The 13,140-nt window shown below is 46.8% G+C and carries 13 protein-coding genes; 2 read left to right on the top strand and 11 right to left on the bottom strand.

Annotation, left to right across the window (positions count from 1 at the left end; all coding sequences use genetic code 11):
• Positions 1-115: 115 nt before the first annotated feature.
• Positions 116-1,024: a zinc metalloprotease HtpX gene (gene htpX / locus WBM30_RS04005; protein ID WP_424899492.1), complete on the bottom strand. Its 909-nt coding sequence runs from the start codon at positions 1,022-1,024 to the stop codon at positions 116-118.
• Between the two features lie 36 nt (positions 1,025-1,060).
• A complete protein-coding gene (locus WBM30_RS04000; RefSeq protein WP_424899491.1) occupies positions 1,061-1,618 on the bottom strand; it encodes a LemA family protein in 558 nt (185 codons plus the stop codon).
• Positions 1,619-1,800: 182 nt separating this feature from the next.
• On the opposite strand from WBM30_RS04000, the gene WBM30_RS03995 reads away from it, so the two are divergent.
• Complete coding sequence (locus WBM30_RS03995; RefSeq protein WP_424899490.1) at positions 1,801-2,580, top strand: SMI1/KNR4 family protein; 780 nt, start codon at positions 1,801-1,803, stop codon at positions 2,578-2,580.
• Positions 2,581-2,800: 220 nt separating this feature from the next.
• Here WBM30_RS03995 and WBM30_RS03990 read toward each other — a convergent pair whose 3' ends face one another.
• From WBM30_RS03990 to WBM30_RS03950, 9 genes are all read right to left on the bottom strand, one after another.
• Positions 2,801-3,925 carry a DUF1801 domain-containing protein gene (locus WBM30_RS03990; protein WP_424899489.1) on the bottom strand — a complete coding sequence of 375 codons (1,125 nt, stop codon included), beginning with the start codon at positions 3,923-3,925 and terminating at the stop codon, positions 2,801-2,803.
• Positions 3,926-4,097: 172 nt separating this feature from the next.
• Positions 4,098-4,361: a type B 50S ribosomal protein L31 gene (locus WBM30_RS03985; protein WP_086987004.1), complete on the bottom strand. Its 264-nt coding sequence runs from the start codon at positions 4,359-4,361 to the stop codon at positions 4,098-4,100.
• Between the two features lie 189 nt (positions 4,362-4,550).
• Positions 4,551-4,916, bottom strand: coding sequence for a conjugal transfer protein TraF (gene traF / locus WBM30_RS03980; RefSeq protein WP_424899488.1), 366 nt, complete (start codon positions 4,914-4,916; stop codon positions 4,551-4,553).
• Between the two features lie 95 nt (positions 4,917-5,011).
• On the bottom strand, positions 5,012-6,271 hold the full coding sequence (gene rho / locus WBM30_RS03975; protein ID WP_424899487.1) for a transcription termination factor Rho: 1,260 nt from the start codon (positions 6,269-6,271) through the stop codon (positions 5,012-5,014).
• Between the two features lie 135 nt (positions 6,272-6,406).
• Positions 6,407-7,678: a UDP-N-acetylglucosamine 1-carboxyvinyltransferase gene (locus WBM30_RS03970; protein WP_424899486.1), complete on the bottom strand. Its 1,272-nt coding sequence runs from the start codon at positions 7,676-7,678 to the stop codon at positions 6,407-6,409.
• A 477-nt stretch (positions 7,679-8,155) separates the two neighbouring features.
• Positions 8,156-9,013 (bottom strand): class II fructose-1,6-bisphosphate aldolase, encoded by an 858-nt coding sequence (fba, locus tag WBM30_RS03965; protein WP_424899485.1) that lies wholly within the window; start codon positions 9,011-9,013, stop codon positions 8,156-8,158.
• A 143-nt stretch (positions 9,014-9,156) separates the two neighbouring features.
• Positions 9,157-10,767 carry a CTP synthase gene (locus WBM30_RS03960; RefSeq protein WP_424899484.1) on the bottom strand — a complete coding sequence of 537 codons (1,611 nt, stop codon included), beginning with the start codon at positions 10,765-10,767 and terminating at the stop codon, positions 9,157-9,159.
• A 217-nt stretch (positions 10,768-10,984) separates the two neighbouring features.
• Positions 10,985-11,593, bottom strand: a complete 609-nt coding sequence (rpoE, locus tag WBM30_RS03955; protein WP_086986998.1) for a DNA-directed RNA polymerase subunit delta — start codon at positions 11,591-11,593, stop codon at positions 10,985-10,987.
• A gap of 44 nt (positions 11,594-11,637) precedes the next feature.
• The gene (locus WBM30_RS03950; RefSeq protein ID WP_424899483.1) at positions 11,638-12,063 is read right to left on the bottom strand and encodes a DUF1934 domain-containing protein; all 426 of its coding nucleotides are present in this window, start codon (positions 12,061-12,063) and stop codon (positions 11,638-11,640) included.
• 214 nt (positions 12,064-12,277) lie between these two features.
• Between WBM30_RS03950 and WBM30_RS03945 the strand changes: the two genes are divergently transcribed.
• Complete coding sequence (locus WBM30_RS03945) at positions 12,278-13,120, top strand: lipoate--protein ligase family protein (protein ID WP_424899482.1); 843 nt, start codon at positions 12,278-12,280, stop codon at positions 13,118-13,120.
• Positions 13,121-13,140 lie beyond the last annotated feature (20 nt).

Raw genomic sequence — 13,140 nt, 5'->3', positions numbered from 1 at the left:
TAATTTGCCTTTTTCCCCTATTTTTTTTCATAGCAACAAATTGAAAGGGTTTTCACATCAGAAACCGAACTTTATTTGTACAATTTGCATAAAATGTCCGAAAAAAAGAAGCTATTTACATAGCTTCTAATCGTTTGATTCGGTTTGCCGTTGAAGGGTGGGTCGAAAACAAGCCATCATTTTCTGCTTCGCCCTCCTTCATCCGTTTGAAAGGATTCACAATATAGAGCGAGGCACTGGCTGCATTCGCTGCCTCCATCGGGTCGCTTGTCGCTATTTTGATTAAAGCGGATTTCAGCCCTTCCGGATTGCGTGTGAACTCAATCGCACTCGCATCAGCCAGATATTCCCGGTTGCGGGACAGCGCCAGACGGATGATGGTGGCCACAAAAGGCGACAGAACCAGGATCAGCAAGGAAAGGATCAGCAAAATGATGCCCAACCCTCCGCTGTTATCGCTTTTGCGTCGCCGGCCGCCGCCACCCCAGAACATCATCCGAGTGCTGAATTGGGCCAAAAAGGCGATCAGCCCCGCAATTGCCAAAGCGACAGTGGATAAGCGGATGTCATAGTTGCGGATATGCGCGAACTCATGCGCCAAGACCCCAGTCAGCTCTTCACGGTTCAGTTTCTTCAGCAAGCCTGTCGTCACGGCGACAGATGCCTTTTCCGGCGAATTTCCGGCCGCAAACGCATTCGGACTTTCATCCTCGATGATGAAGATTCTCGGAAAAGGCAACCGCGTTACGATCGTCATTTCCTCGACGATATTCCAGAGCATCGGGTATTGCGCCTTATCCGTTATTTCCCTGGCATTGTTCAGACTCATGACCACTTGTGTGGATTGCGCCACCATGATGCCGACGTAGGCCACTCCGATGATCAACGCAAGCGCGACACCGGACAGGGCATTATCCCAATTCAGATAGCCAATAGCTGCCCCCAATGCCGCAAACAAGAGAAAGAATAAGAATACAATCAGCACGGTGCGCCGTTTATTCTGCTCAATTTGTTGATGGAGCAAAGGTACTCACCAACTTTCCATCAAAATCATATTTACTCAGAACGATACTTTCGGTACATTTTTTTCTTCTTCAGGAGTTGCCAAAACGACTTCGGGGCGGAAACCATGGACATTTGCCACAACATTGCTCGGGAATGTCCCTAATTTGATGTTGTATTGCGTAACACTGGAATTGTACAATTGGCGCGCATAGGCAATCTTATTTTCCGTTGCGGACAATTCTTCCTGTAATGCCAAGAAATTCTGGTTCGCCTTCAAATCGGGATACGCTTCCGCCAAAGCAAAAACGGTCCGCAATTGGCTCGACAGTTGATTGGATAGTTCCATCTTTTTAGCCGGATCTTCGGTTCCCATATCGGAAATCATATTGCGCAAATTGATGACCTTGGTCAACGTTTCCTGCTCATGCTTCGCATAGCCTTTGACCGTCTCAACGATGTTCGGGATCAGATCGTTCCTACGTTTCAACTGGACATCGATTTGGCTCCAAGCTTCCGTTACCCACAGTTTATTCTTCACAAGACTGTTATACAACGAAATCCAGACTGCCCCGATGATCGCTGCCACTACAATGATTCCTATTATCCAATTCATTTTGCTCACAGCTCCTTTTCTCTCTTGCCGACCTAACGGCTGACCTAGACATTTTTCCGTCTACACCTTTCATTATAGAAGAGTCTATTCGTTTTGTAAAAAAATAGACTAACTATCTCTTTGCCGAAAAGTGCTGGCATCTGTGATATCATGAAGGAAAGAAAATCAGATGAGGTGTACTTATGTATTTCATCCCGCAACACACTTTTAAAAATCTGCCCATCCTCTTCAAAACTGCTCTTTTATACAAAGATGTTACTGCAGCCGATCTGCCTCAGGCCTATCTTGACCTGCTGGCGGAACAGAACGGCGGCTATCTGTTATGCTCACGCATCGCGACCAAAGAGCCCACATCCGATGGCATCGATTACGCAGCCGTCCATGCGATCCTGGGACTTCACGACGATCCCCAGAACAGCCTGTATGCCCAGCAAGAAGTTGCCCGTTCAGCGGGGCTGCCGGATTATTTTTTGCTTTTCAGCATCAACGACAGCCAAATCTTTGCCTTCGACTATTCAAAATTGTCCCCGTCCGGCGAGCCTAGCATCCGGTACATCGATATCGAAACGGACAATTGGCAGACTGTCGCTGCCGACTTTGACCAATTCCTGCGTAGTCTGACATCGGGACCGCTGACCGTTCCAGAGGAAATTCGGCTCACGCACACAGAAGGAGAGCACGCCTTTTTGTTGGCCGACTGTAAAGGCTTGCCTGAGCTGCTCCTGCACTTCGAGGATGACCCGGACAAGCACTGGTATCTCCAATGGCTAGCGCATTTTTCCGATCATTCCGATGCAGCCTTCCGAAGTATCGCCTGCGAAGCGCTGGAAACGCAGATCCTCTACTTCCGGAACGAATTGCCGGATTCGGTCCACGCTGTGCTGGCGAACTTTCTGGCTGATCCGGACCCTGCGATCCAAGAATTGGCCAAAACGTTGGAAAAAGAACTTGTGGATGAGTGAATACGTGCGCGTGCGCGCGGACAGTGCGCACTCGTTCCGCTCGCCAAAGATAGGCTCGCAGAATCGGTGCCAGCTCCGATGAGGAATCGCTCGTCGGAGGCGGACCCGAAAAATCAATCGGAACTCCGGCGAAGCCTCTGTTCACCGGAGACAGGAGAACCTCATAACAACAAAAGGAGGGGACGGCCGCAACGCGGTCGTCTCCTCCTTTTGATTTGGTTTACCCTTGTTCCTTCAGCCATTGTTGGTACAGGTTCTTCGTCTTGTGGCCTTTGCCGAGGATGTCGAGCATCTCCGTTTTGCGCTTTGCTTGCGTAGCGGCTTGCTTGGCGCTGTAGATGTAGCGGGCCCAATCCCGCTGATAGCCCGGCGTCAGTTCCGCATAAAGCTTCGCAGCCTCCGGATGCTCTGCCTCCAGATATTTCTTCACACTCGGGATAAATTGCTCATAGTCGGCCACATTGCCGCTGCTCGATTTAGACGGCTTGCCTTTTCCTTTGACATCATTTTTCATCCCGACAAGCGTGAATGTATCATCCAGCTTGACCATCCGCGCAAATTTCAAGGTGCTGTCGCCGACATAGCCGTTGCCGTCATCCACACCCAGACTTGGAAAGATGGCATCGCGATGCACGGATGTGTCATAGGTCTTGTTCCCGATTTTCGGATAGGCGATGTAAAGGTAGCCTTCCGGATTCAAGCGATTGTGGTTAATCGTATCCCAGACGCGTTCATTCAGTTCCTCCAACGTCAGGACATAGGAAATAATCAGATCGTATTTTCCGGCATCCAAATTCGTATCATAGGAATCTAAATCCGCAAAATCATCAGCCACGGCGCGCTCTTTCCCAAGAACGGCACGCTTTTGGAATTTTTCGAATCCCAACCGCTTTGTGAGGGAATCCAAATCCGGGAGTGCTTTGGCAGTGGCCGTCTCCCCATAAAGTTGCTTCGCATGGGCGATGTCTTCCTGGATCATTTCCTTCAGCACAGCTGTATCGATATCGGAAAGCTTGTTGACGTACACGCAGCCCTTTCCGGTTTTGTGTTTGCCGAGCTTCACAAGTAACTCCTCCCGTTTTACATCCGGCAGCATAAAATAAAACGTCAGCGCAGTCTTGCGCGGCGAAAAAGCAGCCAGCGGGGCATCTCCTTCATGGCCGCTCGCGTAAACGTAATGGTATTTCCCGTAACCGATGATGCTCGGCCCCCACATTTTGGCTTCCTCTCCGGTCACTTCCGCAAACAACGACAACAGCGCATAAGCATCCTCTTTCTTTTGCGGTTGCTGGATCTCCTCGATAAACTCCTGCACGGATACCTCCGTGGGCTTGGTTTTAGCCATCTTCGCTTCCCCTCTCGTTCCTGGTTAAAGCTATCATAGCAAACCCATCGACCACCCGCAAAATCCAAGACTCCGGCGGCCCATACACAGGAAATACATCGTTTGACCCAGAAAAAACCGGTAGAAACAAAAAAAAGCCTTCCCGAAACCGGGAAAGCCCTCCTCAAGAAGATTATGCTTCTTCTTCGTTGTTTTTGAAACCATATTTTTTGTTGAAGCGGTCCACACGGCCATCGGCTTGCGTGAATTTTTGACGTCCTGTATAGAATGGGTGTGAATCTGAAGAAATTTCTACACGGATCATTGGGTAAGTGTTGCCATCTTCCCATTCAACTTTTTCGCTTGAACCTTTTGTTGAACCTGATAAAAATTTGAATCCTGTAGTTGTATCCATGAATACAACTGTTTGGTAATTTGGATGGATTTCTTGTTTCATGTCTCTTTCGCTCCTTTTTGCCCTGGATTATTTACTAAGCCAGAGTTGTCTTTTTGTAATAAAAGGCCTACCGCAGGGTAATCCTTTTTAACGTTAAAAGGATACCACGCAAACAGCAAGAATGCAACGACAAATTTAAAAAACACGTTTTCCCCTTGCAGTCAGTGCAGACAAAAACGTATCTTTCAATTATTTATCCAGAATCACTGCAATCTCTTCTTCCGAAAGGCTGCTGTCGGCATTCAGATTCGTGAATTGGCCCGGACCATCGATCCTCACAAGAGCAGGCACCGTGCGAACGCCCATTCTGTCGCGCAGATTTTGGATTGCAGGATCTGTCGGTGTGTTCAGACTGTCCAGATAATGGATCATCAGGTTCTTTTCTTTGCGGACTTTGTCTAATTTAGGGACAAATTTCCGGCAATACGGGCAAACGGCTTTCCCGAGATAAACGACCGCTTTTTCGCCGGCAGCCAGTTTTTCTTCAAACTCTTCAGCCGTGATTTCTATGAATTCGTTTGTGTCTTCTTCGTAATTTCCTTTATTGAAAAGCATTTGAAAACCTCCAGTGTTTGCGTTTTGATAGTTCCACTATACCGGGAAGCTGTAAAAAATGCTCATGATTTGCTTACAAGCCGTCCGGCAAGCTTTTATTTCATCAATGCAATCCGGGTCAGCAAAGCTTCATTATTTTCGGTTGTGTTCATCTGTTTCAGGAAGCTCTCGGTATATTCCAAAGCATCCCCGCGCATGCCGCGTCGGACTTTGTAAATACTCTCCATCGTTTTCGCATCCAAGAGGAGGTCTTCTCTGCGGGTGCCCGATTTTTTGATATCAATAGCAGGAAAGATGCGTCGCTCCGCCAATTCACGGGAAAGCACAAGCTCCATGTTCCCTGTTCCCTTGAATTCTTCATAGATGACTTCATCCATCCGGCTGCCGGTATCGACAAGCGCGGTTGCGATGATCGTCAGACTGCCGCCATCCTCGATATTCCGGGCTGCACCAAAGAAACGTTTCGGGCGATAAAAGGCTGCCGGATCAATCCCTCCACTCAAGGTCCTGCCGCTTGGCGGTATGACCAAGTTATAGGCGCGGGCCAAACGCGTCAGGCTATCCATCAAGATGACCACATCGCATTTGTCTTCGACAAGGCGCATGGCTCTTTCCAGGACGAGTTCCGCCACCCGAACATGGTTTGCCGGTTGTTGGTCAAAAGTTGAGGAAACCACATCACCCTTCACACTGCGCTCGATATCCGTCACTTCTTCCGGACGCTCATCGATGAGCAGCATGATCAGTTCGACATCGGGATGATTAGTGGTGATGCCGTTCGCGATTTCTTTCAGCAAAGTCGTTTTCCCTGCTTTCGGAGGCGCAACGATCATCCCACGTTGACCGAAGCCGATTGGCGAGAACAGATCGACCATTCGAGCGGTTACGTTTGTCCGGGTATTTTCCAATTTCATCTGATGGTTCGGATAAATGGGCGTCAGCCCAGGGAAGTGCGAGCGCTCTTTGGCTTGATCAGGACGTTTTCCGTTCACCGTGCTGACTTGCATCAGACCGTAATAACGTTCGGATGCTTTCGGAGGTCTGGCTTTTCCGGCCACTTTGTCCCCATTACGCAGATCGAAGCGTCTGATTTGCGACGTCGATATGTAAATGTCTTCTTGACTCGGCGAATAGTTGATCGGCCTCAAAAACCCGAATCCTTCCTGAGCAACGATATCCAAAATGCCCTCAGTCATAAAGAACCCTTGTTTTTCCTCTTGGGCACGGATGACCGCCAATGACAACTCTTTTTTGTTCATTTGGCTGTAGTAGGGGATCTTCAGTTCTCTGGCATAGGTGTATATTTCTTTCAGAGTCTTACTTTCCAACTCATGCAAGGTAAGCATATCTTCCAAACAGTTCCACCTTCCTCTCTTATGATTCTGATGATGCTTATTTTCAGCAAATGTAATATATAAGATATTCAAAACACCTTCAAAGTTGGTTACTGCTTTGAAGGTGCTCCTTATTATCGTGTTGCGCGAAGAAGTTTATTCTTCGTCTTCGATCATTTTGATATCTGCGCCCAAAGCAGTCAATTTTTCGACGATATGATCATACCCGCGCAGGATATTTTCAATACCGGAAATTGTGGTTGTGCCTTCCGCCATCAATCCCGCAATGACTAGACAGGCTCCAGCACGCAAATCACTGGCTGTAACTTCCGCACCGGTCAATTTATTTGGCCCTTGCATGAAGATCATGTCACTTTCCACCTTGGCCTTCGCCCCCATCCTGCGGAGTTCCGGAATATGATTGACGCGCTTCGGATAAATGGTGTCGACGATGGTGCCGTCACCGCTCGCTTTCAACAACAGAGGAGTCAGTGGTTGTTGCAAGTCCGTCGCAAACCCAGGGTAAGGCAATGTCTTGATATGGACCATCTTCAGGTTCTCGGATTTTTTGACCAGAATGCTGTCCTCACCGATTTCCATCTGTACGCCCATCTCTTCCATTTTTGCAATCAGGCTTTCAATATGCTCGACGATGACATTTTTCACCAGCACACGCTCACCCATTGCAGCGGCAGCGGCCAGATAGGTCCCTGCTTCGATGCGATCAGGTATCACAGTGTGTCTGCAGCCATGTAAAGTTTCAACACCTTCGATCCGGATGATGTCCGTCCCGGCTCCGCGGATTTTCGCTCCCATGTTGTTCAATAGGATACAAACATCTATGATTTCCGGCTCTTTTGCCACATTCTCAATGATAGTTTTTCCTTTAGCTTTGACCGCCGCCAAGATGATGTTAATCGTCGCTCCGATCGAAACTACGTCAAGATAGATGCGCTCGCCCTTCAGACCCTCTTCCGGTGTAGTCAGATAGATGGCGCCCATTTCATTGCGCACTGTCGCGCCCAACGCCTCAAAACCTTTGATGTGCTGATCGATCGGTCTCGGGCCCAGGAAACAGCCTCCAGGCATACCGATAACGCCTTCACCAAATTTTGAAAGGATGGCTCCCATGAAATAATACGAAGCACGTAAGCTTTTGATTTTTCCAGTAGGCATCGGAATGGAAATCATGTTGGTTGGATCGATTATGATGATACCCTCATCCTCATCAAAAGACACTTCTACGTTGAAGTCCTTAAGGATATCAATCAGAGAGTGCACATCCTGAATGTTGGGGATGCCTTCCAAGATGACTGGGGAGTCCGCCAAAATGGCAGCCGGGATCAGCGCAACTGTACTGTTTTTCGCTCCGCTGATGGTAATTTCACCGTTCAACGGTTTATTCCCCTCTATAACTAATTTTTTCATAAAAAAGCCTCGCTTCATGTGTAGTTGCCGAACGACAAATCGTCCGGAAATAAATGGAATCGTTCGCACTGATTGTCTGTATCAGGAAAAACGGCGCAACGATACCGAAATGCCATTATTTTTAGTTTTATTCGATTGTTGGTTGATCATTTACAATTCTAACAAAAATACAGGGTCTATTACTAGTTTTTTTATGCAAACGTCTGCTTTCCGCTATATTCCTCAATTTGATACGGCCGAACAACGCAAAAAGATGGCTAGTAGGCCTCAATCACGATTCAACTGAAGAAAGCTGTCCGTACCTTATGGTCTTATGTTAACACAAACTCAGGAATATATGGAAAACCAGTTGTAACTGCAAGTGAAAAGAATGATTTGTTTCGTTCGGATAAAACAAGAGCATTGAGGAAAAAATAAGAACAAAAAAGGAGATCCGGAACATAGGTCCCAGACCTCCTCGAAGATCGTTTGATTACATTAAGCTTTGTTGCTTGAACCGAAAACTTGCATTCTTTCTTTAACGACAGCAACGATTGCTTCTTTACCAGGTCCGATAACTTTACGAGGATCGTAAACGTTAGCGTCTGTAGCTAATTTTTCTCTTACAGCAGCTGTAAAGACTTGTTGGCATTCAGTGTTCACATTGATTTTTGAATGTCCGAACTCGATAGCTTTTTTGACTTGGTGTTCCGGAATTCCTGAACCGCCGTGCAATACTAATGGTTTGTGAGTCAATTCAGAGATTTCTTTCATTTCGTCGAAACCAAGTACTGGTTCGCCGGAGTAAGGTCCGTGTACAGAACCTAACGCAGCAGCCAATGCATCGATAGCTGTTTCAGTAGTCAAACGTAGGCATTCAGCTGGATCAGCGTATTGGATTCCGCCAGTGATTCCGTCTTCAGTTCCGCCAACAGTTCCGATTTCAGCTTCTACAGAAGCGCCTTTAGCGTGAGCGTACTCAACTACTAATTTAGTTTGCGCAATGTTTTCATCAATAGGGAAATGTGATTTGTCGATCATTACAGATGAGTAACCAGCATCGATAGCGGATTTGCAGCTTTCAAAGCTTGTACCGTGGTCTAGATGCAATGCTACAGGAACAGTGATGTCCATAGTTTCTAATAAAGCATTAGTCATAGCTGCAACAACTAAATGTCCACCCATGTATTTTGCTGCGCCTTCAGAAACACCTAAAATAACTGGAGATTTTTCTTCTTGTGCAGCTTGTAATACAGCTTGCGTCCACTCAAGGTTGTTGATGTTGAATTGTCCTACGGCATACTTTCCTTCTAACGCTTTGTTTAACATATCTGTCATACTTACTAAACGACTCATTCTTGTTGCCTCCTTGGAATCCATTGGTCTATATTTCTTACAACACACCTATTTTAGCAGAAAATGAAAATATTTACTACCTTTTCAGTCAAACCTGCTCATTAAAATACAATATCAGTCAAATCGGGAGCGGAATGTCCCGCTTATTTGCCTGCATTTTCCAAAGATGCCGCGATGAAGCCGTCAAAGATCGGCTGCGGTCTGTTCGGGCGTGAAATGAACTCAGGATGGAACTGGGCAGCAATATAGAATGGATGGTTTTTCAATTCCACAATTTCCACCAAGCGTTGATCAGGGGATACGCCTGAGAAGATCATGCCTTTTTCAGCCAAGATATCACGGTAAGCATTGTTGAATTCATAACGATGGCGATGACGCTCTTGGACCATATCGGCGTTGTGGTAGAGTTTCTTAGCCAATGTGCCTTCCTTCAACTCGCAAGGATACAGACCTAAACGCAACGTGCCGCCCATCTCATCGATGTTTTCTTGGTCCGGCATCAGATCGATGATGTTATTTTTGCATTCCGGATTGGTTTCCGCTGAATCCGCGTCTTCCAAACCAACAACATTGCGGGCAAACTCCACACAAGCCAATTGCATGCCGAGACAGATACCGAAAAACGGCACATTATTTTCGCGTGCGTATTGGATGGCAACAATCTTGCCTTCGATACCGCGGTCTCCGAATCCACCCGGAACAAGGATACCATCCGCAGAAGCCAACTGCTCTTGCGCGTTCGCAGTAGTCACTTCTTCCGCGTTGATCCATTGGATATCGATTTCGGTATTGTGCGCATAACCGGCGTGTTTCAATGCTTCCGCTACAGATAAATACGCATCCTGCAGTTCCACATATTTTCCGACAAGAGCGATTTTAGTTGTTTTTTCGAGACTTTGAACTTTTTCTACCAAAGCTTTCCAATCCGTCATATCGGCTGGCGGCAAATCGGACAGGCCAAGATAATCGCAGACGATTTGGTCCATGTTCTGTTCTTGGAGCATCAAAGGAATTTCGTACAATGTCTCTACGTCGCGGGATTCGATGACCGCTTCGGGTTTCACATCACAGAAGGATGCCAATTTGTTTTTGATATGTTGCGGCAATGGCATTTCTGTACGAACAACCAAGATATTCGGTTGGATACCCAAACTGCGTAATTCTTTAACGCTATGTTGCGTTGGTTTTGTCTTCAATTCGCCGGCTGCGCGCAAATAAGGAATCAAGGTCGTGTGGATGTACAGCACATTTTCAGCGCCTACTTCCATACGCATTTGACGCAAGGCTTCCAGGAATGGCAAGGATTCGATATCCCCAACGGTTCCACCTACTTCAGTGATGACGATGTCCGAATCGGTCGTTTCACCGGCTCGCATGATCTTTTCCTTGATTTCATTCGTGATGTGCGGGATGACTTGGACAGTGGCCCCTAGATAGTCCCCTTTGCGTTCTTTGCGGATGACTTCGGAATAAACCTTTCCGGTCGTCACATTTGAATATTGATTCAGGTTGATGTCTATGAAACGTTCATAGTGGCCTAAGTCCAAATCGGTTTCGGTGCCGTCGTCAGTGACGAATACTTCCCCGTGTTGGTAAGGACTCATCGTGCCTGGATCCACATTGATGTAAGGGTCGAATTTTTGGATTGTGATCTTCAATCCACGGTTTTTCAGCAAACGTCCTAAAGACGCCGCAACGATACCTTTACCGATTGAAGATACTACCCCGCCTGTTACAAAAATATACTTAGTCATTTTTTTCTTCCCCCTGTTTTAAAATGTGCAAAATTATGTCCGAAGGATTCTCCAACGCTGCAATAAACAAAATAAAGCTCCCTGTTCTTAAGAACAGGGAGCCGTAAAAATTCAACGTATGCTTTCCAAAAAAGAATTGCTTTTTTGGGAGCCCAATGAAGATAATACCTCCAATTGCATAAGGTGTCAAGAAAGAATTGGGCACCGGAGGAAATGATTATTTCTCTTCGTCCTTTTCTTCCGCAACGAACTCTTCTTCCTCTTCGAACTCTTCTTCCTCTTCAAGATCTTCCTCTTCAATGATCAAGGTCAAATCTTCTTCGATACCACTCGTGATGTCATCATCGTCATCCGTGATATCCACAGCATCAACATCATCAACTTCGTCCTCATCCACATCGATATCTTCATCTTCGTCAGCAACATCGATATCTTCCGGATCGTCATCATTATAATCGATTACATCATCATCATCTTCTGATGTAGCGAATGCATTCAGCTTCTTGCGTTTCTTGCGGCGGACTTTGACTTCATCCTCATCGATACTGGAAAGAATCTCTTCATCGATTGAATCAATTGGATACCATGAACGCAATCCCCAACGATTTTCTCCTAAAGAAATAAAGCTGCCATCAATGTTCAAGTCAGTGTAGAAACGTGTCATCTTGCCTTCCAATTCTTCTTCCGACATTTCAAGATAGTCCTGTATCTGAACCAATAATTGGTTAAAGTCCAGTACGTCACCGTTTTCTTCGAAAATTGCGTGTGCAACTTCTATCATTGACAATTCGTTTTTGCTAGTACCATCTAATTGCTTCAATTTCAATGGTGTCACGTCCTTTCAAAAGTTTACTCTTAATCATACAATACTCAGGTGGTAAATTGCAATTCAATTCGATAATCTCCCAATTTTTGTTCGTTCATTTGGAGTTCGTAATGCAAGGTGACTTTTCCGGCAAACGGCTTTTCCTTGAACTCCAACAACATTTCATGGGTGATTGTTTCGATTTCCATCAGTCCGGCCGGCGTCGGGAGCATGGCCATGCCTTTTCCTTCTGCATCGAAGGTCATGCGGCTCGTCTGTTCCATTCTGCGGATGATCGTCATCTTGCCTTCACGGGACAGTTTGAACGTGACCGGGACAGCTGTTTCGGCTTCGATATAGCGCAGATAGAGCCAGTTGCCCATTTCCACAATTTGACCCATTCCTTCATATAGGAAGCTTTCCTGCTCCCCTTCTTGCTTCACCAGCGTTTCCAATTGGAACTCGATGGGCATTCCTTCTTTTAAAGACAAGCTTTTCCACCTCATTGACCATCGTGCTGAAGCCTTGCGGCCGCACGAGTTTTTCAAATACAGTATATCGGTAAAAATGAGTGCTGGTCAATCATTTGCGGGCTGATTTTCCAAAATGCGAAGAAATCCTGCCTTTCACTGCAATTCACCCTCAAATCTTTCCTGAACTTTGCTATAATGGGAGCAGAAACAGCCACAAAGATAGGAAACGATTATGACAAACCATTTAAAAAACAACATTTATCATATCTACGATACTTCACATGGAACATTCGGTACCGATGCCCTTTCGCACTTCGCGATGGGCGATGCTTTGATACGGTTGGTCGGGAACGCTGAAGCTCCGGCAGCTCTGCATTTTTGGCCGATGGAAAAACTGGTCATCCTCGGCATGATGGACACGCGCCTGCCCCATCTGGAGGACGGCTTACGTTACTTGCGGAGCGTCCCGACCGGTATCGTCGTCCGCAACGCCGGCGGATTGGCCGTCGTTGCCGATGAGGGGATTCTGAATTTCTCCTTGGTGCTTCCGGAAACCGAGAATGCCAAACTCACGATCAATGACGGGTATGTCCTCATGAAGGAACTGGTTGAGCAGACTTTTTCCGATTCCGAACAAACGATCGAAGCCTTCGAAATCAGCGACTCCTATTGCCCGGGCGATTTCGACCTGAGCATCAACGGAAAAAAATTCGCAGGCATCGCGCAGCGCCGTTTCAAAAACGGTGTGGCCATCATGATCTACATGAGCGTGACCGGCAATCAGCAGCAACGCGGGGAAATGATCCGCCGCTTCTACGCAGAAAGCCTGCAAGGCGAAGAGACCCGTTGGCATTTCCCGGCCGTCAATCCCGCTTCCATGGCGAACTTGGCGGAGTTACTGGATAAACCGTTGACGGTAGCCGATGTGAAGGAACGGATCCTATCCGTCTTCACCAACAACGGCAATACGCTCTTGCCAGGAGAATACACGGAGCGTCTGATGTCAGAGTATGAAACAGCTTATGCGAAAATGAAGAAACGCAATGAACAAGTCAATCAGGAACAGCAGTCCTAAACGGAATGACAGAAAGAGGC

Origin of the sequence: Trichococcus sp. (assembly GCF_049684335.1) — a bacterium.
Taxonomy (GTDB): domain Bacteria; phylum Bacillota; class Bacilli; order Lactobacillales; family Aerococcaceae; genus Trichococcus.
The sequence above is the reverse complement of the archived record's forward strand: the minus strand, read 5'-3'. Positions and strand labels throughout refer to the sequence as shown.

Coding starts and splice junctions, on each gene's coding strand:
- WBM30_RS03985 (WP_086987004.1), bottom strand. CDS start 4,361: ATGAAACAAGAAATCCATCCAAATTACCAAACAGTTGTATTCATGGAT.
- WBM30_RS03970 (WP_424899486.1), bottom strand. CDS start 7,678: ATGAAAAAATTAGTTATAGAGGGGAATAAACCGTTGAACGGTGAAATT.
- traF (WP_424899488.1), bottom strand. CDS start 4,916: ATGCTTTTCAATAAAGGAAATTACGAAGAAGACACAAACGAATTCATA.
- WBM30_RS03995 (WP_424899490.1), top strand. CDS start 1,801: ATGTATTTCATCCCGCAACACACTTTTAAAAATCTGCCCATCCTCTTC.
- WBM30_RS03990 (WP_424899489.1), bottom strand. CDS start 3,925: ATGGCTAAAACCAAGCCCACGGAGGTATCCGTGCAGGAGTTTATCGAG.
- WBM30_RS03960 (WP_424899484.1), bottom strand. CDS start 10,767: ATGACTAAGTATATTTTTGTAACAGGCGGGGTAGTATCTTCAATCGGT.
- WBM30_RS03945 (WP_424899482.1), top strand. CDS start 12,278: ATGACAAACCATTTAAAAAACAACATTTATCATATCTACGATACTTCA.
- fba (WP_424899485.1), bottom strand. CDS start 9,013: ATGAGTCGTTTAGTAAGTATGACAGATATGTTAAACAAAGCGTTAGAA.
- WBM30_RS04000 (WP_424899491.1), bottom strand. CDS start 1,618: ATGAATTGGATAATAGGAATCATTGTAGTGGCAGCGATCATCGGGGCA.